This is a genomic window from Curvibacter gracilis ATCC BAA-807, from assembly GCF_000518645.1.
GTDB lineage: Bacteria > Pseudomonadota > Gammaproteobacteria > Burkholderiales > Burkholderiaceae_C > Curvibacter > Curvibacter gracilis.
The window spans coordinates 1-17687 of record NZ_JADZ01000032.1 but is presented as its reverse complement, the minus strand read 5'-3'; the positions used below and the strand labels follow the sequence as shown (position 1 = coordinate 17687).

At 68.6% G+C, this 17687-nt stretch carries 21 protein-coding genes; 7 read left to right on the top strand and 14 right to left on the bottom strand.

The features are described 5' to 3' along the window. The first annotated feature begins 62 nt into the window (after nt 1–62). The gene (locus tag L880_RS0121080) at nt 63–701 is read left to right on the top strand and encodes an MBL fold metallo-hydrolase (RefSeq protein ID WP_027477364.1); all 639 of its coding nucleotides are present in this window, start codon (nt 63–65) and stop codon (nt 699–701) included. 30 nt (nt 702–731) lie between these two features. On the opposite strand, the gene L880_RS0121075 is transcribed toward L880_RS0121080, so the two are convergent. The 3 genes from L880_RS0121075 to L880_RS0121065 form a co-directional block, all read right to left on the bottom strand. Next, nucleotides 732–1952, bottom strand: a complete 1221-nt coding sequence (locus L880_RS0121075; protein WP_084461504.1) for a HAMP domain-containing sensor histidine kinase — start codon at nt 1950–1952, stop codon at nt 732–734. 113 nt (nt 1953–2065) lie between these two features. Continuing rightward, on the bottom strand, nt 2066–2776 hold the full coding sequence (locus tag L880_RS0121070; RefSeq protein WP_027477362.1) for a response regulator: 711 nt from the start codon (nt 2774–2776) through the stop codon (nt 2066–2068). Between the two features lie 111 nt (nt 2777–2887). Further along, nucleotides 2888–4246: an AmpG family muropeptide MFS transporter gene (locus L880_RS0121065; protein WP_027477361.1), complete on the bottom strand. Its 1359-nt coding sequence runs from the start codon at nt 4244–4246 to the stop codon at nt 2888–2890. A gap of 43 nt (nt 4247–4289) precedes the next feature. Between L880_RS0121065 and L880_RS0121060 the strand changes: the two genes are divergently transcribed. Next, the gene (locus tag L880_RS0121060; protein WP_027477360.1) at nt 4290–5168 is read left to right on the top strand and encodes a M48 family metallopeptidase; all 879 of its coding nucleotides are present in this window, start codon (nt 4290–4292) and stop codon (nt 5166–5168) included. A gap of 10 nt (nt 5169–5178) precedes the next feature. Here the strand turns inward: L880_RS0121060 and L880_RS0121055 are convergent, their stop codons facing one another. After that, the gene (locus L880_RS0121055; protein WP_027477359.1) at nt 5179–6018 is read right to left on the bottom strand and encodes a LysR family transcriptional regulator; all 840 of its coding nucleotides are present in this window, start codon (nt 6016–6018) and stop codon (nt 5179–5181) included. Nucleotides 6019–6092: 74 nt separating this feature from the next. On the opposite strand from L880_RS0121055, the gene L880_RS0121050 reads away from it, so the two are divergent. Continuing rightward, nucleotides 6093–7148, top strand: a complete 1056-nt coding sequence (locus L880_RS0121050; protein ID WP_051443483.1) for an NAD(P)H-dependent flavin oxidoreductase — start codon at nt 6093–6095, stop codon at nt 7146–7148. Nucleotides 7149–7330: 182 nt separating this feature from the next. Here L880_RS0121050 and L880_RS0121045 read toward each other — a convergent pair whose 3' ends face one another. From L880_RS0121045 to L880_RS36475, 10 genes are all read right to left on the bottom strand, one after another. Beyond that, nucleotides 7331–8305, bottom strand: a complete 975-nt coding sequence (locus L880_RS0121045) for a glycosyltransferase (RefSeq protein WP_027477357.1) — start codon at nt 8303–8305, stop codon at nt 7331–7333. Nucleotides 8306–8317: 12 nt separating this feature from the next. Beyond that, the gene (locus L880_RS0121040; RefSeq protein ID WP_245615279.1) at nt 8318–9610 is read right to left on the bottom strand and encodes an O-antigen ligase family protein; all 1293 of its coding nucleotides are present in this window, start codon (nt 9608–9610) and stop codon (nt 8318–8320) included. A gap of 2 nt (nt 9611–9612) precedes the next feature. Continuing rightward, on the bottom strand, nt 9613–10425 hold the full coding sequence (locus L880_RS0121035) for a glycosyltransferase family 2 protein (protein WP_051443482.1): 813 nt from the start codon (nt 10423–10425) through the stop codon (nt 9613–9615). A 28-nt stretch (nt 10426–10453) separates the two neighbouring features. After that, nucleotides 10454–11353: a glycosyltransferase family 2 protein gene (locus L880_RS0121030; RefSeq protein ID WP_051443481.1), complete on the bottom strand. Its 900-nt coding sequence runs from the start codon at nt 11351–11353 to the stop codon at nt 10454–10456. Between the two features lie 40 nt (nt 11354–11393). Then, nucleotides 11394–11600: a zinc-finger domain-containing protein gene (locus L880_RS0121025; protein WP_019577882.1), complete on the bottom strand. Its 207-nt coding sequence runs from the start codon at nt 11598–11600 to the stop codon at nt 11394–11396. A 37-nt stretch (nt 11601–11637) separates the two neighbouring features. Continuing rightward, the gene (locus L880_RS0121020; RefSeq protein WP_027477354.1) at nt 11638–12576 is read right to left on the bottom strand and encodes a branched-chain amino acid transaminase; all 939 of its coding nucleotides are present in this window, start codon (nt 12574–12576) and stop codon (nt 11638–11640) included. An 81-nt stretch (nt 12577–12657) separates the two neighbouring features. Then, the gene (locus L880_RS0121015; protein ID WP_027477353.1) at nt 12658–13086 is read right to left on the bottom strand and encodes a hypothetical protein; all 429 of its coding nucleotides are present in this window, start codon (nt 13084–13086) and stop codon (nt 12658–12660) included. Between the two features lie 68 nt (nt 13087–13154). Then, a complete protein-coding gene (gene radA, locus L880_RS0121010; protein WP_019577885.1) occupies nt 13155–14546 on the bottom strand; it encodes a DNA repair protein RadA in 1392 nt (463 codons plus the stop codon). A 64-nt stretch (nt 14547–14610) separates the two neighbouring features. Further along, entirely contained in the window at nt 14611–14895 is a 285-nt protein-coding gene (locus L880_RS33050; RefSeq protein ID WP_245615277.1) for a hypothetical protein, read from the bottom strand. Beyond that, nucleotides 14892–15086 (bottom strand): DUF2442 domain-containing protein, encoded by a 195-nt coding sequence (locus L880_RS36475; protein WP_245615275.1) that lies wholly within the window; start codon nt 15084–15086, stop codon nt 14892–14894. Before L880_RS36475 ends, L880_RS33050 begins: the two co-directional genes overlap by 4 nt. 396 nt (nt 15087–15482) lie before the next feature. Here L880_RS36475 and hpaR point away from each other — a divergent pair, with 396 nt between their 5' ends. The 4 genes from hpaR to L880_RS33045 form a co-directional block, all read left to right on the top strand. Next, the gene (gene hpaR, locus L880_RS0121000; RefSeq protein ID WP_027477352.1) at nt 15483–15887 is read left to right on the top strand and encodes a homoprotocatechuate degradation operon regulator HpaR; all 405 of its coding nucleotides are present in this window, start codon (nt 15483–15485) and stop codon (nt 15885–15887) included. After that, nucleotides 15884–16528 (top strand): fumarylacetoacetate hydrolase family protein, encoded by a 645-nt coding sequence (locus L880_RS0120995; protein WP_027477351.1) that lies wholly within the window; start codon nt 15884–15886, stop codon nt 16526–16528. The genes hpaR and L880_RS0120995 overlap by 4 nt, the downstream gene beginning before the upstream one ends. Beyond that, entirely contained in the window at nt 16525–17301 is a 777-nt protein-coding gene (locus tag L880_RS0120990) for a fumarylacetoacetate hydrolase family protein (protein ID WP_027477350.1), read from the top strand. The genes L880_RS0120995 and L880_RS0120990 overlap by 4 nt, the downstream gene beginning before the upstream one ends. Before the next feature lie 6 nt (nt 17302–17307). After that, a partial coding sequence (locus tag L880_RS33045) for an aldehyde dehydrogenase family protein (protein WP_043330165.1) occupies nt 17308–17687 on the top strand: 380 nt, incomplete at its 3' end.

Genomic DNA, 17687 nt, shown 5'->3' with positions numbered 1-17687 from the left:
GCCAGAAGTTCGGTACATTGGCCGGCAACTCATTGTCTTGTTTTCAGCATTCCGACCCACCCATGCTCCACTACCTCACCCTCCCCGTCACCGCCTTCCAGCAGAACTGCTCCCTGGTCTGGTGCGATGAAACCCGGCAGGCGGCCGTGATCGACCCCGGTGGCGATCTGGACCGGTTGCTGGCCGAAGTCGAGCGCCTGGGCCTGAAGCTGGAGCAGATCTGGCTCACCCATGCGCACATCGACCATGCCGGGGGCACCGGCGAGCTGGCCCGGCGGCTGCAGTTGCCCATCATCGGGCCGCACCCGGGCGATCAGTTCTGGATTGATGGCCTGCCTGAGCAAAGCCGCATGTTCGGCTTTCCGGTGGCCGAGGCTTTCACGCCCACGCGCTGGCTGGCCGATGGCGACACGGTGCAGATCGGGCGCCACACGCTGCAGGTGCGGCATTGCCCGGGGCACACGCCGGGCCATGTGGTGTTCTACTCGCCCGAGATCCAAAGGGCCTTCGTGGGCGATGTGCTGTTTGCCGGCAGCATCGGGCGCACCGACTTCCCCCAGGGCAACCACCAGCAGTTGATAGCCAGCATCACCCAGCGCCTGTGGCCCATGGGAGACGACACGGTGTTCATCCCCGGGCACGGGCCTGAAAGCACTTTCGGGCGCGAACGCCAGAGCAACCCCTACGTCGGGGGGACCTGAGCCCGGTACTCAGGCCCCGAACACCCGGACTCACCCGACGCTGGGCAGGGTCAGCACAAAGCGGGCGCCGCCGCCCTCGCGGTCTTCGCAGTGCACGGTGCCGCCATGGCGCTCGGCAATCGACTTGACCAGCGCCAGCCCCAGTCCCACACCACCCTCGCGCTCGCTGGCGCCGGGCAGGCGGTAGAAGGGCTCGAAGATGCGCTCGCGCTGCTCGCGCGGCACGCCTGGGCCCCGGTCGCACACGGCCAGCAGGATCATCGGGCCCTGGCGCGACAGGTGCACCGAGATGTCACCGCGCCCATAGCGGCGCGCGTTCTCCAGCAGGTTGCGCACGGCGCGCCGCATCAGCTTGGACACGCCGTTGACCACCAGCTCGCCGCTGTCTTCGGCCGCTTCCAGGTCGGCATCCACACGGGCGCACTCCTCGGCCGCCAGGCCGATCAGGTCGACCTTTTCCAGCGTGCCCATGTCAGCCTCGCTGGCGTCAAGCCGGCTGGCCAGCAGGATCTCGTCGATCAGCTGGTCCAGCTCGCCGATGTTGCGCTTGATCTCGTCGCGGAAAGCCGGTGAGGCCTGCTCACCCAGCAGCTCCACCCCCATGCGGATGCGCGCCAGCGGGGAGCGCAGCTCGTGCGAGGCATTGGCCAGCAGCTTCTTGTGCGACTGCATCAGGGTTTCGATGCGCTCGGCCGCAAGGTTGAAGCGACCCGCCAGATAGGCCACTTCGTCATGCCCCTTCACCGGCACGCGCACCGACAGATCACCATCGCCCCAGCGCTCCACGCCACGCTGCAACTGCTCCAGGCGCCGGGTCAGCTTGCGGATGATGGGGTAGGTGGCCAGGGCCACGGCCACCGCCGCCAGGCCCAGGGTCCAGAAAAAGCCGAAGGGGGGTCGGCTCCAGAAATTGCGTGGCGGGCGCGGCAGGTGCACGTTGAGCACCTCGCCGTTGTGCATGGTGACGACAAACTCCGGGCCATGGCGCACGGCCTCCAGCGGTGGCCCCTCGCCCCGGGACGGGCCTTCGCCATCGGTCGGCCCACCCGGCGGCGGCGGGTGCGGCCCATCCAGGGCCCGCGGGCCAGGCTCACCGGGTGGGGGCTCGCGCCCATCGGGGTGGGGACCATGGCGACGCAAGGCGCCCGCGCCCACCACCTCACCGGCGGCATTGCGCACCACGGCCTCCAGCAGCGGAGGTTCGGTCGTCACACGCCAGGCCCAGGCCACGCCCAGGGTGAGCAAGGCCATGGCCAGCAGCACAGCCAGCCAGATGCGGACATACAGGCGCCGGGTCAGGCGCTGCAAAGGGGAGCCGGTGAAGGCGCTGGGCGATGCCGCCAGGGGTGGAGGTGTGGACAAGATCAGTCCTGTTGCTTGGCAAACACGTAGCCGACGCCACGCACGGTGAGGATGCGCTTGGGCGACTTGGGATCGGCCTCGATGGCCAGTCGGATGCGCCCCATGTGCACGTCGATGGAGCGGTCAAAGGCTTCCAGCTCACGGCCGCGCACGGCTTCCATGATCTGGTCGCGGGTCAGCACGCGGCCGGCGCGCTCGGCCAGGGTGATCAGCAGGTCGAACTGGTAAGAGGTCAGCTCGCAGGGCTGGCCCGCCACGGTGACGCTGCGCGCGTCGCGGTCGATCTCCAGCGAGCCGAAGCGCATCACCTGCGAGGGGGCGCCGGGCTGGTCGCCCTTGCGGCGCAGGATGGCACGGATGCGCGCCAACAGCTCGCGCGGCTCGAAGGGCTTGGGCAGGTAGTCGTCGGCGCCCAGCTCCAGCCCGATGATGCGGTCCATGGGGTCGCCCTTGGCGGTCAGCATCAGGATCGGGGTCTGGGCCTGCGGCCCCTGCAGCGAGCGGATGCGGCGGCAGATCTCCAGGCCGTCCAGATCGGGCAGCATCAGGTCCAGCACCACCAGATCGGGGTTGTTGCCCTGGCTTTGCAGCCGCTCCAGGCCGGCATGGCCGGTGGCGGCGTGGCTGACCGCAAAGCCGGACTGGCCCAGGTATTCGCCGACCATCTGGGCCAGGCGGGCGTCGTCTTCAATCATCAGGAGCTGGGTGTTCATGCAAGGCTTCGGTGTAAAGTTTCTTGACAGATCATCAATTTTTCTTGTACGTGGCGATTGAAGTGACCGTAAAGAAAAGTAAACAGAACATCTCAGCCCGCTGACACGGACTCAACCCCGAGGGCCCTGCGGCGCCTGAGGAGCCTGGACGGGGATGCGCGAAGCCAGCGCCACCAACAGCAGCACGGGCAGCCCCAGCAAAGCGGTGCTGGTGAAGAACGAGCCATAGCCGAAGCTGTCGACATAGCGCCCTGAAAAACCGGCCAGCCATTTGGGCAGCAGCAGCATGATGGAGCTGAACAGCGCGTACTGGGTGGCCGAGTAACTGATGTTGGTCAGCGAGGACAGGTAGGCGATGAAGGCGGCCGAGGCAATGCCGCCGGCCAGGTTGTCGGCCGACACCACAAAGACCAGGCCCGTCACATCATGCCCGCGCGTGCCCAGCCAGGCGAACAGCAGGTTGCTGGCCGCACTCAACACGGCCCCCAGCATCAACACCCGCATCACGCCCAGACGCAGCGACAGCGCCCCCCCGATGAAGGCCCCGGCCAGGGTCATCACCACCCCATAGACCTTGGTGACGGCCGCCACCTCGTCCTTGGTGAAGCCCATGTCCACATAGAACGGGTTGGCCATGATGCCCATCACCACATCGCTGATGCGGTAGATCGCAATCAGCCCCAGGATCAGCACCGCCTGCCAGCGGTAGCGGTGCAGAAAGTCGGCAAACGGGTCGACCAACGCGCCGCGCAGCCATTCCAGGGCATTGCGTGCCGGCGGCAGGGCCGCGCGCACCGGCTCGGCCGACAGCAGCACGGTGATCAGTCCCACCGCCATCGAGGCGGCCATCACCAGGTAGGCGCGCTGCCAGGCCAGGTGCTGGTAGGCCTCGGCGCCCGGTGCTTCGGCCCGCGCCGCCACCCACAGCACACCGGCGCCGGCCCAGATCATGGCCAGCCGATACCCCGTCTGGTAAGAGGCCGCCAGCACCGCCTGCTCGTTGCTGGGCGCCGATTCGATGCGAAACGCGTCCAGCGCGATGTCCTGCGTGGCCGAGCCGAAGGCCACCACCAGGGCAAAGACCACCAGGGCATGCAGGTCCTGCTGCGGATCGGTCAACGCCATGCCGGCCAGGCCGCCCATCACGGCCAGCTGCGACAGCAGCAGCCAGCTGCGCCTGCGGCCCAGCCAGTGCGTGAGGCCGGGCAAGGGCATGCGGTCCACCAGGGGTGCCCAGGCCCACTTGAAGGCATAGGCCAGGCCCACCCAGGACAGGTAGCCGATGGTGGTGCGGTCGACCCCCGCCTCGCGCAGGCGAAAGCTCAGCGTGCCCAGCACCAGCAGCAGGGGCAGGCCAGCCGAGAAGCCCAGCGCCAGCATGCGCAGGCTGGCAGGCTCCAGGTAGACCTTCAGGGTCTCCAGCCATGACTTGCGGGTGGGGGGCTCGGGGCTGGCGCTGGCTTGGTTCATGCGGGAATAATAAGCGCTGGTCCACTGCACACATTCCTTGCCCATGATTGAGCGCGCACTGCCTCACTTCAACCCTTCCCCGGCCCGGCGGCACCGCCCTGCCCTGCTGCCCGCCCTGTGGCCCGCCTTGTCATTGGCGCTGGCCCTGGCCTGGGGAGTGGCCGCCCCCGCGCAGGCCCAGGGCGTGAGCGAGACCGTGGGCAAGAACTCGGCCTTCACCGGCCTGGTGTCGGCCAGCCAGGTCGAACAGGCCGCCGTGCAGCAATACGGCCAGATGCTGCGCGAGGCCCAGGCCAAGAACGCACTGGGCAGCGACAACCACCCCCAGGTGCTGCGCCTGCGCAACATCGCGCGCCGCATCATCCCCTTCAGCTACGCCTGGAACCCCCGCGCGCGTGAGTGGCGCTGGGAGGTGAATCTGATCGGCTCCAAGCAGATCAATGCGTTTTGCATGCCCGGCGGCAAGATCGCCTTCTACACCGGCATCCTGGATCAGCTCAAGCTGAGCGACGACGAAGTGGCCATGGTGATGGGCCATGAAATCGCCCACGCCTTGCGCGAGCATGCCCGCGAACGCATGGGCAAATCGGCCGCCACCAACATCGGGGTGAACGTGCTCAGCCAGGTGCTGGGCTTTGGCCAGGTGGGCCAGACCCTGACGCAGTACGGTGCCCAGTTGCTGACCCTCGAGTTCAGCCGCGAAGACGAGTCCGAGGCCGATCTGGTGGGCATGGAACTGGCCGCGCGCGCCGGCTTCGACCCGCGCGCCGGCGTCACGCTGTGGGAGAAGATGGGCGCCGCCAGCAAGGGAGCGCCGCCGCAGTTCCTCTCCACCCACCCCTCGGGCAAGACCCGCATCGCCGACATCGAGCGCAACCTGCCCAAGGTGATGCCGCTGTACGAGGCCAGCCAGAAGCGCTGATCCACCGCTTTCAGTCGCCCTCAGGCAGGGCTTCGGCCAGCGCCCGCAAGGCTGCAGAAGGGTGGCCGCGCCGTGTCACCAGCCAGGTGGTCTGCTGCGCCCAGGGCTCGGGCAGGGGCTGCACCTGCAGGCCCCGTGGGTCCAGGCTGCGCAGCACCGCCGCCGGCACCAGGGCCAGCCCCATGCCGGCCGACACGGCGGCCACCAGGGCGTGGTACGACCCGATCTCGATGCCCGCACTCACCGCCCGCCCCTGGGCCTGGGCCCAATCCAGGGCCACCTCGCGGTAGGCGCAGCCGGTGCTGAAGGTGACCAGGGAGGTGAGCTCGCCCAGAGCGCCCCCGCTGGGCGCAATCAGCACCAACTCCTCCCGGTAGGCCGGCTGCCACTGCAGGGCGGGCCGGTCGGCCGGGCCGGCCACCAGGGCGGCATCCACCTCGTGCTGCTCCAGCGCCTGCAGCATGGCGCCGGTGGTGCCCGTGCGCACCGCCAGGCGCATGCCGGGCTGCTGAGCACGCAGGCGCGCCAGCACGGGGGCGAGACGCACGGCCGCGGTGCTCTCCATCGAGCCGATGCGCAGCACCGCGCCCTGACCGGTGCCGGCCAGCTCCTGGCGCAAGGCACTCATGTCGCGCACCAGGGCGGCGCTGCGCTCGTACAGGTGCCGGCCCTCGGGCGTGAGCTGCAGGCGCCGGCCCGTGCGCTCGAACAGGGCGCAACCCAGGTCGCGCTCCAAGGCGCCCAGCCGCGCCGAGATGCTGGACTGCACCCGGTGCAGGCGGCTGGCGGCGGCGGTCACGCCGCCATGCTCCACGACGGCGCGGAAGGTATGCAGATCGGCAAAGTCCATGGTTCGTCCAAATCGATGCTTTCGATCATTTTTATTCGTTGGACTCGATTTGTCACGCCACCGAGAATGCCCCCATGAACACACCCGCCCCCACCCCTTCTTCGAATGGCACGAACGGCTCGCATGGCGCTTTGAGCACCCGTTTCAGCCAACGCTTCAGCCTGCGCCTGCCGGTGGCCCTGGCCCCGATGGCCCTGGCCTCCGGCGGCGCCCTGAGCGCTGCCTGCGCCCAGGCCGGCGCCCTGGGCCTGGTGGGTGGTGGCTACGGCGACCTGGGCTGGACCCGGCGCGAATACACGCTGGCCCGGCAACTGGGGGCCGCGGCACAGGCAGAAGCCCGCATCGGCTGCGGCTTCATCACCTGGAAGCTCGATGAAGACGCCTCGGCCCTGGACTGGCTGCTGGACCAGGCCGACGAGGCCCTGCCCCGCGCCCTGATGCTGTCGTTTGGCGACCCGCGCCCCTATGCGGCACGCCTGCAGGCCCGCCGCATCCCCCTGATCTGCCAGGTGCAGCGGCTGGAGCAGGTGCCCCAGGCGCTGGAGGCCGGGGCTGAAATCATCGTGGCCCAGGGCGCCGAGGCCGGCGGCCACGGCATGAACTCGCTCAACGGCCGCGCCACCTTCACCCTGGTGCCCGAACTGGCCGACTGGCTGGCCGCCCAGTCACCCAGCACCCTGCTGCTGGCCGCCGGCGGCGTGGCGGACGGGCGCGGCCTGGCCGCCGCCCTGGCACTGGGCGCCGATGGCGCCCTGGTGGGTTCGCGCCTGTGGGCCAGCGCCGAAAGCCTGGCCCCGGCCGGTGCCAAGGCCCAGGCCCAGGCCAGCACGGGCGACGGCACGGCGCGCTCGGAGGTGTTTGACATCCTGCGCCGCAAGAACTGGCCCGCCCCCTATGACTTTCGCGCCCTGCGCAACCCCCTGCACCGGCAGTGGGAGTCGCGCATCGAGGCCTTGCGCGCCGCCCCCGAAGCCGCCCGGGCCACCTACGACCAGGGCGTGGCCGCCGGCGATTTCAGCGCCGCCCACGCCACTGTGGGCGAGGCCGTGGGCCTGATCCACGACTGCCCACCCGCCGCCGAACTGCTGCAGCGCATGGCCGAACAGGCGCAGACGCTGCGCCAAGCCTGAGGACGGCCCCACCCGCGCAGGGTCGGACAAGGCAAAGTGCGACTGTGGTGACCGTCAGGTCACCTTACTGGGTCCAGCAGGGTCTGCAACGAAGAGATCAGGTCGGCGCCGGGCCGCCCCAAGGCGGCCTGCGACCCCCTTGGGGGGCAGGGAGTGACACGAAGTGCACGACCGTGGGGGCCCTATTCTTTCCAAGCTTGATCGAAAGCCGAGCCCGCCATGTGCGGGCGCTGTGCGTTCAAGGGTTCACCCGCCAGCACCTGCTCATAACACTGCAGGTAGCCACGCGCCATGGCCCCGGCGCTGAAGCGCTCCAGCACGTGGGCGTGACAGGCGCGGCGATCGCCCTGCCAGCCGCGCACGGCCTCGGCGAGGGCTGAGGCGCTGCTGCTGAGGGTGCCACAGCCCTCGGGCACCAGCTCGGGCAGGGCCCCGTAAGGGGTGGCAAACACCGGGCAGCCGAAGTACAGGCTCTCGATCACCGCCAGGCCAAAGGGCTCATGCCAGCGCACCGGCAGAATCAACCCACTGGAGGCGTTGAGCAAATCGAACTTCTGCTGCCCGCCCACCATGCCGAAGAAATGCACGCGCGGCGACCAGGTGAAGCGAAAGCCGCGTCGCAGGTTGAGCCGCGTGCCGCCCAGCACATCCAACTCCACCCCGGCCAGCGCCGCCACGCGGATCGCGCCCTTGACGTTCTTGACCCGCCAGGCCGCCTTGCCCAGAAAGTGGTGGTGCCCGCGCGCGCGCCCGAAATCGACCGGGCCGTAGGCCTGCCAGTCCAGCCCGTTGTGCACAAAGCGCTGGCTGCCATGGCGCTCGGCATGGTTGCGCGAGACAAACACCGTGTTGAGCGCCAGCGGATCCGGGTCGCGCCCGTTGCCATGCTCGGTCACCAGAAAAGGCCGCCCGATGTCCTCCTTGGGGTTGAACTGGAAGTGCACCACGTCCACATCGGCCGGCACCTGCTCGGCCCAGCTCAGGCCCGGGCGGATCGGCAGCACCTGCGCAAAGTCGCAGTGCGAGCCCTCGGGCACCAGGTAGCTGACGCGGTGGCCCATCTGCACCAGGGCGCGGCCCAGGTCCCAGATCACCCGTTCGGTGCCCCCGTAGGCGAACACCGGGATGGGCGCGTGGTTGACCAGCAGCACATGCATGGCGAGCCCTCCTCAGGCCAGGGCCGCAGGCGTAGCGGCGGCGTCTTCTTCGGGGGGGGCCTGCAGCGCGGCGTACAGCAGCAGGGTCACGAACAGGTAGAACATGGTGCCGCTGTTGTGCCCCAGAAAGGCCTGCGTCAGGCCAAAGCCCAGGTAGCACAGCGGCAGCATCAGGCCGGCCAGTTGCAGCGCATGACGCTCGGGTGGCAGGCGGCAGCCGGCACGCGGCCAGAACAGGCACAGCACCACGCCGTACAGCGCCAGCACCGATGACAGGCCCAGCAGGCCACGCTTGGCGAACACATCCAGGAACTCGTTGTGTGCGTGGCCGTACTTCAGCACCTCGGCCGGGGCCTGGCCGGCGGCGACCAGGCGCTCTTTTTCTGCCACATAACCGGCCAGGGTCCAGCCCAGCAAGGGCTTTTGCAGGCCCATGTTCCAGGCCAGGCGCCAGTGCGCCAGCCGCTGGCCCACCGAGTTCTCGGAGGTGCCCAGTTCCTCATACTGACGCGCCTCGCTGACAGCCTGCTCCAGGCGCAGCTTGAGCGTGGGGCCCATGGCCGTCACCAGCACGCCCAGGCACACGGCCAGCGCAGCCAACGCCCCGAGCAGGCGCCGGCCCGGCACGCGGCGGCGCAACAACAACACCAGGGCCGGCAAAGCAAAAGCCAATGCCAGCCAGCCGCCCCGCGACTGCGACAGCAGCGAAGCCGTCAGCCCCAGCGCCACGCCCAGACCCAGGCCGGCACGCCACAGCCCGGCCCGCGGGCCGGGCTGCCAGGTGACCGCGCCCACCAGGCACATCATGGCCATGAGCAGGCTCAGGTTGCCGTACTGGATGGCATTGGTGAAGCCCTCGGCCCGCCACTCGCCCAGCACGCCGTATTGGTACAGCGCCACCGCGCCGCTGAGGCAGGCCCCCACGGCCAGCCCGGCCCAGAGGGCGCGCGGGCGCGGCGGAAAGCGCAGCGCAAAGAACAGGCAGGGCAAGGCCAGGAAGTACTTGAGGGGTTTGTCCAGGCCCCGCCAGCTGCCCTGGCTGATGATGGCGTCGATCAGCCAGTCGATGCCCACGAACAGCAGCACCCCCACCAGCCAGCGTGCGCGCGGCCACTGCAGCGGCTGGCGCCACCAGCGCGGTGCGGTGACCAAGGCGGCCAACAGCAGCAAGCCGGCCCCCCACGAGTACCCGCTGGGCAGGCACAGCGACAGCGCCGGCAGCAAAAAGGCCGCCAGCGTGCAGACATGCCGGGCCATCGCCTCGATGGGCGAGGGCTGACCCGGGTTGGGAGAGGCCTGGTTCATGCTCAACGCCCCACCGACTGGCTCAGGCTGTCACGGTCGTAATACAGCGCGGCGTAGCGGAAGAAGCACTCCAGTGCAATGAAGAAGCAAAACAGAAAGCCCGGCCCGCCCCCCATGAAGCCCAGACGGAACACATACAGGCGCAAAAAGATCGCAAAAGCCGAGGCCATGCCGCGCAGCACGCCACCGCGCTTGCCGGCCGCGGCCCGCTTGGCGGCGCCCAGCATCGAGTACTGGGTGAGCTTTTCGAGGCTGCCGCGCACCGTCTCGCGCGAGTAGTGCAGCAGCTTGGCCTTGAAGGCGTGGCGCGGCAGGGGCTGGCCGCCATCGCGCAGCACGGCGTGTTCGTGCACCACCCCGTCAAAGCGCTCGATCATGTCGCGGCGGAACATGCGGTCCAGGCGCGACTGCGACAGAAAGTGCTTGAGCTCGCGCCCGTAGGCCACCACGCTCCACTCGATCTGCCACACCGCGCGCTCATTGGAGCGCACCGCGGCTTCGATCTCGGCCTGCAGCGCGGGGGTGACCACCTCGTCGGCATCGAGGTAGAACAGGTAGTCGCCGGTGGCGTGGGCCAGCAGCCGGGTGCGCTGCACGGCAAAGCCCTGCCAGTCGGGGTACAGGTGCACCTCGGCGCCCAGGCGCCGGGCGATGGCCACGGTGTCGTCGGTGCTGCCGCTGTCCACCACCACCACCTGGTCGGCAAAGGCAGCGCTGCGCAGGCAGTTCTCGATGCGGTGCGCCTCGTTCTTGGTCAGGACGCCGATGGTCAGGGTCGGCCGGTCGGCGCGCACAGCATTGGAAGGTGTCGGCATGGTGGGTTCGAGAAAAGTGGGGGCGGCATCAGGCCTGCGGCGGCAACTGCCACACGCCGCGCAGGCGGCCCCAGGCGCGCGCCAGATGCTTGGGCGACAGCAGCAAGGCCCGGGCCAGCACGTTCAGGGCGGCCGACGCCATCAGGCGCCGATGCGCCCGGCGACCGGCCGCCACGCCCAGGTGCTTGGCCATGAAGCGGATCTTGGACTGCGCATGGTGGTAGCCGCGCCAGTACTCCGAGCGCCAGGGCCGGGGCCCGCGCACCGAGCCGCGCGACAGGTGGGTGACGCGGATGTCGGGCAGCACCAGGATCTGGCCCTGGCGCTGGAACACGCGCAGGCACAGGTCCTCGTCCTCGTAATACAGAAAGAAGCGGGGGTCGAAAAAGCCGACCGGCGCCATGGCCGCCATGTTCAGCAGCATCACCGCGGCACAGGCATAGCCCACGGCCAAGGGGCCCTCGGCGGCACCGGTGCGGGGCTTCCAGGCATGGCGCGGCCAGCTGTAGTTGACCTGCAGGCTGCCGTCGCTGTCGGTGAGCTGGGGCACCAGCACGCTGGCGTCGGGCCACTGGCGCGCGGCCTGCACCAGGGCCGCAATGGCCTCGGGCGTGAGCACGCAATCGGGGTTCAGCAGCAGCGCATAGGGCGTGCGCACCTGGGCCAGGCCGGCATTGTTGGCCACGCCATAGCCTTTGTTGGCCTCGAGCCGCAGCAGCCGGGCGCCGGGCAGGCAGCGCGCCACCTGGGCCGGCGTGTCGTCCTGACTGGCGTTGTCGACCACGATGACGTGCGGCAGACGCGCCAAAGCCTGCCCCAGCACGGGCAGGCAGTGACCGCTGTTGTAGGTGACCACCAGCACAGTGACCTGGGCCAGCAGCGCCTCCAGCGGCACATCATGCAGGTCGTCGGGTTCCGGGGCGCTCATGCCGGACGATGGGGTGTGGGGCCCGCGGGCCGCCAGGGCATCAGTGGTGATGCGACACCACTTCGCCCGCCTTCAGGCGGTACACCGTGCCGCAATAGGGGCACTTGGCTTCGCCGGTGCGGGCCACGTCCAGATACACCTTGGGGTGGCTGTTCCACAGCTTCATGTCGGCCTTGGGGCTGGGGCAGAACACGCCCCCCTGGGCGTTGAGGTCTTTGGCCAGCAGTTCAACAGCAGCGCTACTCATGGGGTCCCTTTTTTGGAATGTGGTGATGCAATGACGCTCAGACCGGGCTCAGCCAGTGGGCGTATTGGGGATTGCGGCCGTTCACGATGTCGAAGAACGCCGACTGGATTTTTTCGGTGATGGGCCCACGCGAGCCGATGCCGATCTCGATGCGGTCGAGCTCGCGGATCGGCGTCACTTCGGCGGCGGTGCCGGTGAAGAAGGCCTCATCGGCGATGTAGACCTCATCGCGGGTGATGCGCTTTTGCACGATCTCGAGGCCCAGATCCTTGGCGATGTGGAACACGGTGTTGCGGGTGATGCCGTTCAGGGCCCCGGCCGACAGATCAGGCGTGTAAATCACGCCGTTCTTCACGACAAAGATGTTCTCGCCGGCGCCCTCGGACACAAAGCCCGACGAATCCAGCAGCAGGGCTTCGTCGTAGCCGTCGTCGGTGGCTTCCATGTTGGCCAGGATCGAGTTGGTGTAGTTGCTCACCGCCTTGGCCTGCGTCATGGTGATGTTGACGTGGTGGCGGGTGTAGCTGGAGGTCTTGACGCGGATGCCGCGCTTGAGGCCTTCCTCGCCCAGGTAGGCGCCCCAGGCCCAGGCTGCCACCATCAGGTGGATGGTGTTGCCCTTGGGGCTGACACCGAGCTTTTGCGAGCCGATCCAGGTCAATGGGCGCAGATAGCAGCTCTCCAGCTTGTTTTCGCGCACCACGGCCTTCTGGGCCTCGTTGACCTCTTCCTTGCTGAAGGGCAGCTTCATGCGCAGGATCTTGGCGCTGTTGAACAGGCGATCGGTGTGCTCCTCCAGGCGGAAGATGGCCGTGCCGTTCACCGTGTTGTAGGCACGCACACCTTCGAAGGCGCCACAGCCGTAGTGCAGGGTGTGGGTCAGGACGTGGATCTTGGCGTCACGCCAGTCGACCATCTGGCCATCCATCCAGATCTTGCCGTCGCGGTCAGCCATTGAAGGGGCGAGTGTGCTCATGCGCTTGTGTCCTTGGGTGTTTGCCGTCGCTGATGCGATAACCCCGTCCCGGCACATCGCCGGGCAGGTCAAAACACGATTTTAAGGGGCCGGCGCGGCGTCGGAATCGTCGCCCTCACTCACAGGGGGGCGGTACAGGGTCCATTTCACCAGCTTACCGTTGAGGAATTCGGCCGTCACATGCGACTTGGAGCCATCGGTCCAGCGGAAAATTTCGGGTTGCTCGTCCTTGGGCGAAAGCTGTTCGCCCAAGGCACGGGTGAGCGCCAGCACATGCAGCATGGCCACGCCCGGGCGCAGCTTGGCATTGAGCATCACCGCACTGCCCACGTAACCGATGGGGTTGTTGCTGGCCCGCTTGAGCACCTGCATGAGGCGGGTGTAGTGCATCAGCACCCACATCACCACGCCCCCCAGGGCCACCGCCACCCCGCCCAGGCCATAGGCCCGGTAGGACATCGCCACCAGCAGGATGCCGCCCACGGGCACCAGGATTTTCTTGAAATTCATGCGCGCATTGTCCTATGAGCGCCCCGCGCCGCGACTTGTGGCTTGTGCGTAGCGGGGCCCGCCTGGGCTCACTCGAACTCGCGGCGGATCAGGTCGATGGCCTCGTCCACCCGCTCCACCGCATGCACGGTCAGGCCTTCGATGGGCTTTTTCGGGGCGTTGGCGCGCGGCACCACGGCCACGCTGAAACCCAGCTTGGCAGCCTCTTTGAGCCGCTCCTGCCCGCGCGGGGCCGGGCGGATCTCGCCGGCCAGGCCCACCTCGCCAAAGGCCAGAAAGCCCTTGGGCAGGGCCTTGCCGCGCAGCGACGAGGTGATGGCCAGCAGCACGGCCAGGTCGGCCGCCGGCTCGCTGATGCGCACCCCGCCCACCGCGTTGACGAACACGTCCTGGTCCATGCAGGCCACGCCGGCATGGCGGTGCAGCACGGCCAGCAGCATGGCCAGGCGGTCCCGCTCCAGGCCCACGCTGAGGCGGCGCGGGCTGGGGCCGCCGCCGTCCACCAGGGCCTGGATCTCGACCAGCAGCGGGCGCGTGCCCTCCAGCGTGACCAGCACGCAGCTGCCGGGCACCGGCTGGCTGTGCTGCGACAGGAAGATGGCGCTGGGGTTGCTCACCCCCTTGAGGCCGCGCTCGGTCATGGCGAACACACCGATCTCGTTGACCGCCCCGAAGCGGTTCTTGATGGCGCGCACCAGGCGGTGGGTGGAGTGGGTATCGCCCTCGAAGTACAGCACCGTGTCCACCATGTGCTCCAGCACGCGCGGGCCGGCCAGCGCGCCCTCTTTGGTGACGTGGCCGATCAACACGATGGCAATGCCCGTGCCCTTGGCCAGCCGCGTCAGGTGGGCCGAACACTCGCGCACCTGGGCCACCGAGCCCGGCGCCGAACTGAGTTGGTCGCTGTAGATGGTCTGGATCGAATCGATCACCGCCACCGCGGGCTGGCGCGCCTCGATGGTGGCCAGGATTTTTTCGAGCTGGATCTCGGCCATCACCTTGACCTGGCTGTTGTCCAGCCCCAGGCGGCGCGAGCGCAGCGCCACCTGGGCCCCGCTTTCCTCACCGGTCACGTACAGGGTCTCCAGCCCGCTGCGCTGCAGCGCATCGAGCGCCTGCAACAGCAGGGTCGACTTGCCGATGCCCGGGTCCCCCCCGATCAGCACCACCCCGCCTTCGACGATGCCGCCGCCCAACACCCGGTCCAGCTCCTCCAGCCCGCTGGGCGTGCGCGCCACCTCGGTGGCCTCGATGGCCGACAGCGGCGTGACCGCCTGGGCCAGCCCGGCATAGCCCGAATAGGAGGGCGTGCTGAGCCGGTTCTTGCTGGCCGCCCCCGAACCCTCGGCCACCGACTCGACCAGGGTGTTCCAGGCATTGCACTGCGGGCACTTGCCCAGCCACTTGGCACTGGTGCCACCGCATTCGGTGCAGGTGTAGACGGTTTTTTCTCGGGACATGGGGAGGGGATTCGGACAACAGGCGGCCACTATAAGGGCAGGTCAGCACCTTGCGGCAGCCCCGTCAAACCGCGAATGCCAATGTCGGATCTGCAGAAGACGCTGCCTGCGCCGCAAACCCCAGACAGGCCAGCGCCACATGACGTGGCACAGGCCTGGCACCACTGCGGTAATACGCCAACATGCGGCGTGACAGGCCCAGGGCCTGCGCAGCCTGGTCCAGCGTCAAGCGATGGCGCTCCATCCACTGGATGATGAATTCGTGCGATGCCTCGCCGGCCTGTTCAAGCGCCCGGGCCCGAAGATTGTCAGCCGCCAACTCGAGTTCATCGTCCTGGAGCCAGCTCACACTGCCCCCCCCCAATCGCCGAGGCTGGCGGTGGCAAAGACACGGGGGTCCATCAGGGGCCCAAGGCTGGGATGCTGGCGGATCAGCGGCTCCAGATTCACCGTCAGGATCTCCCCGTCGGCGTAGTGCAGCCGCAGGCCATGCGGTGGCATCACCTGCACGGTCTCCAGCGTGAAATGTCGATGACTCAAGGGTTCAGCTCCTTCCTGCGCGTCAGCAACAGGGCCCGATGGGCCACAGCCCAGTCCATGGCGTCAGATGGCGACTTGCCAACGGCTCATTCGCCCCCCATCAGGCACGACCCAGAAATGAAAAAGCCCCAGGGGCTGGGCACGTTCCCGGGATGAGTGGGAGGGCTTACTGCCAAGGGGCGGATGTGGCCCGCAGTCTAGCAAAGGCAAGTGGGCGTGAGCGCTCGTTCATCGCTTCGCAGGCCAGCGCTTGGCCTCCACGGGGTTTTCCCGAATGGGTCTCGCCGGACAAACATTTAACATGTTAAATAAATGAGCACCCCACCCCAGCCCCCCGTCCTGCCCCAGCCCCCCGTCCTGCCCCAGCCCCCGGTCCAGCCCTTTGCCCACCGCAACCTGCCCCGCCTGTTGCTGCAGGCGCGCGAAGCGGTGATGGGCCACACCCGGCCCAACCTGCGCCAGCACGGCCTGTCCGATCAGCAGTGGCGGGTGCTGCGCGTGCTGGGTGAGCACGGGGTGGTCGAGACCGGGCGGGTGGCGCGCGAGGCCTTCATCCTGGGCCCCAGCCTGACCGGTGTGCTGGCCCGCATGGAGCGCGACGGCCTGATCCAGCGCCAGCGCGACCCGCAGGACGCGCGCCGCACCGTGGTGCAGGCCACCGACAAGGGCCTGCGCCTGGTCGAGACCTTGTCCATCACCATCGAGGCCCACTACCAGTGGATGGAGCAGACCCTGGGCAAAGACAAGCTGCTGCAGCTTTACCAGCTGCTCGACACCCTGATCGAACTGGAGCAACCATGAGCGCTGCCCCCTGGCACCCCGCCGGCACCGTCTACGGCGTGCTGCTGAACTTCCGCAACGAATACGAACGCTGGCAGCCGCGCATGCACGAGGCCCCGCACAAGGCCCCGCCACAAGCCCCGGTGCTGTATGTGAAGACCGCCAACACGGGAAACCCCGACGGCGGCACGGTGCTTGTGCCCACCGGGGTGGCCGGCGTGGAAGCCGGCGCCACGATCGGCCTGGTGATGGGCGATCAAGGGCCGGTGGCCTGCGCCCTGCTCAACGATTTCAGCCTGCCGCACGCCAGCTACTTCCGGCCCCCGGTGAAGTTCCGCTGCCGCGACGGTTTTCTGGGCACGCCCGCGCAGACTGTGCCGCTGACGGACCTGACTGATCTGGCCACGCTGCAGCTGCAAGTCCATGTGAACGGCGCCCTGCGCCAGACGGTGGACCTGTCGCAGCTGATGCGCCCAGCCGCCACCCTGCTGGCCGAGGTGAATGCCTTCATGACCCTGCGCCCCGGCGATGTGCTGATGCTGGGCTGCGACGTGGGCCCCGACGGCCAGCGTCCGCTGCTGCAGCCGGGTGACACCGTCACGCTCACCGCCCCGGGCTTTGCCCCCTTGACCCACCCCATCGGCACGGAGGCCCTGGCATGAAGCACGCCCGCATCCTGCTCAACCACACCCCCGAACGCGGCCCGCTGCACGCGGTGGAAGACGAAGGCGCCCTGCGTCTGGACGATGGCCAGCGCGTGCCCTTCGAGGCCGTGCGCTGGCTGCCGCCCCTGGCACCGGTGCCACGGGCGCGCAGCATCCTGGCGCTGGGCCTGAACTACGCCGACCACGCCAAAGAGCTGGAATTCAAAGCACCCGAGGAACCCCTGGTGTTCATCAAGGGCGAGGCCAGCCTGATCGGCCACCGCGAGCACACCGTGCGGCCCGTCGGCGTGGGCTACATGCACTACGAATGCGAGCTGGCGGTGGTGATCGGGCGCACGGCGCGCCATGTGAAACGCGACCAGGCCTACGACTACGTGCAGGGCTACACCGTGGCCAACGACTACGCGATCCGCGACTACCTGGAGAACTGGTACCGCCCCAACCTGCGCGTGAAGAACCGCGACACCTGCACCCCGCTGGGCCCCTGGCTGGTGGATGCCGCCGACATCCACGCCCGCCCCGGCGGCCCCATGGGCCTGGCCTTGCAGACCACGGTGAACGGCCAGATCACCCAGCGCGGCAACACGCGAGACATGGTGTTCGACGTGCCCTTTCTGATCGAGTACTTCAGCGCCTTCATGACGCTCTCGCCCGGCGACCTGATCCTGACCGGCACACCCGACGGGGTGGTCGACTGCCCCCCGGGCGCCGAGATCGTGACCTCCATCGAAGCCATCGGCGAGCTCCACAACTTCATTCGACAAGGTTGAGACCCCATGCAACAAGTCCAGCACCTCATCAACGGCCAGTCCGTCGCCAGCAGCGACTACTTCGAGACCCTCAACCCCGCCACCCAGGAGGTGCTGGCCGAGGTGGCATCGGGCGGCGAGGCCGAGGTCCACGCCGCCGTGGCCGCCGCCAAAGAGGCCTTCCCGAAATGGGCCGGCCTGCCCGCCACCGAGCGCGCCAAGCTGATGCGCAAGCTCGGCGAGCTCATCGCCCGCCACGTGCCCGAGATCGCCCAGACCGAGACCAACGACTGCGGCCAGGTCATCTCCCAGACCGGCAAGCAGCTCGTGCCCCGCGCGGCCGACAACTTCAGCTACTTCGCCGAGATGTGCACCCGCGTGGACGGCCACACCTACCCCACCCCCAC

What these genes read in the sequence shown, in the direction of transcription:
- L880_RS0121080 (WP_027477364.1), top strand. Translation starts at nt 63, where the DNA reads ATGCTCCACTACCTCACCCTCCCCGTCACCGCCTTCCAGCAGAACTGC.
- L880_RS0121075 (WP_084461504.1), bottom strand. Translation starts at nt 1,952, where the DNA reads ATGGCCTTGCTCACCCTGGGCGTGGCCTGGGCCTGGCGTGTGACGACC.
- L880_RS0121070 (WP_027477362.1), bottom strand. Translation starts at nt 2,776, where the DNA reads ATGAACACCCAGCTCCTGATGATTGAAGACGACGCCCGCCTGGCCCAG.
- L880_RS0121065 (WP_027477361.1), bottom strand. Translation starts at nt 4,246, where the DNA reads ATGAACCAAGCCAGCGCCAGCCCCGAGCCCCCCACCCGCAAGTCATGG.
- L880_RS0121060 (WP_027477360.1), top strand. Translation starts at nt 4,290, where the DNA reads ATGATTGAGCGCGCACTGCCTCACTTCAACCCTTCCCCGGCCCGGCGG.
- L880_RS0121055 (WP_027477359.1), bottom strand. Translation starts at nt 6,018, where the DNA reads ATGGACTTTGCCGATCTGCATACCTTCCGCGCCGTCGTGGAGCATGGC.
- L880_RS0121050 (WP_051443483.1), top strand. Translation starts at nt 6,093, where the DNA reads ATGAACACACCCGCCCCCACCCCTTCTTCGAATGGCACGAACGGCTCG.
- L880_RS0121045 (WP_027477357.1), bottom strand. Translation starts at nt 8,305, where the DNA reads ATGCATGTGCTGCTGGTCAACCACGCGCCCATCCCGGTGTTCGCCTAC.
- L880_RS0121040 (WP_245615279.1), bottom strand. Translation starts at nt 9,610, where the DNA reads ATGAACCAGGCCTCTCCCAACCCGGGTCAGCCCTCGCCCATCGAGGCG.
- L880_RS0121035 (WP_051443482.1), bottom strand. Translation starts at nt 10,425, where the DNA reads ATGCCGACACCTTCCAATGCTGTGCGCGCCGACCGGCCGACCCTGACC.
- L880_RS0121030 (WP_051443481.1), bottom strand. Translation starts at nt 11,353, where the DNA reads ATGAGCGCCCCGGAACCCGACGACCTGCATGATGTGCCGCTGGAGGCG.
- L880_RS0121025 (WP_019577882.1), bottom strand. Translation starts at nt 11,600, where the DNA reads ATGAGTAGCGCTGCTGTTGAACTGCTGGCCAAAGACCTCAACGCCCAG.
- L880_RS0121020 (WP_027477354.1), bottom strand. Translation starts at nt 12,576, where the DNA reads ATGAGCACACTCGCCCCTTCAATGGCTGACCGCGACGGCAAGATCTGG.
- L880_RS0121015 (WP_027477353.1), bottom strand. Translation starts at nt 13,086, where the DNA reads ATGAATTTCAAGAAAATCCTGGTGCCCGTGGGCGGCATCCTGCTGGTG.
- radA (WP_019577885.1), bottom strand. Translation starts at nt 14,546, where the DNA reads ATGTCCCGAGAAAAAACCGTCTACACCTGCACCGAATGCGGTGGCACC.
- L880_RS0120995 (WP_027477351.1), top strand. Translation starts at nt 15,884, where the DNA reads ATGAGCGCTGCCCCCTGGCACCCCGCCGGCACCGTCTACGGCGTGCTG.
- L880_RS0120990 (WP_027477350.1), top strand. Translation starts at nt 16,525, where the DNA reads ATGAAGCACGCCCGCATCCTGCTCAACCACACCCCCGAACGCGGCCCG.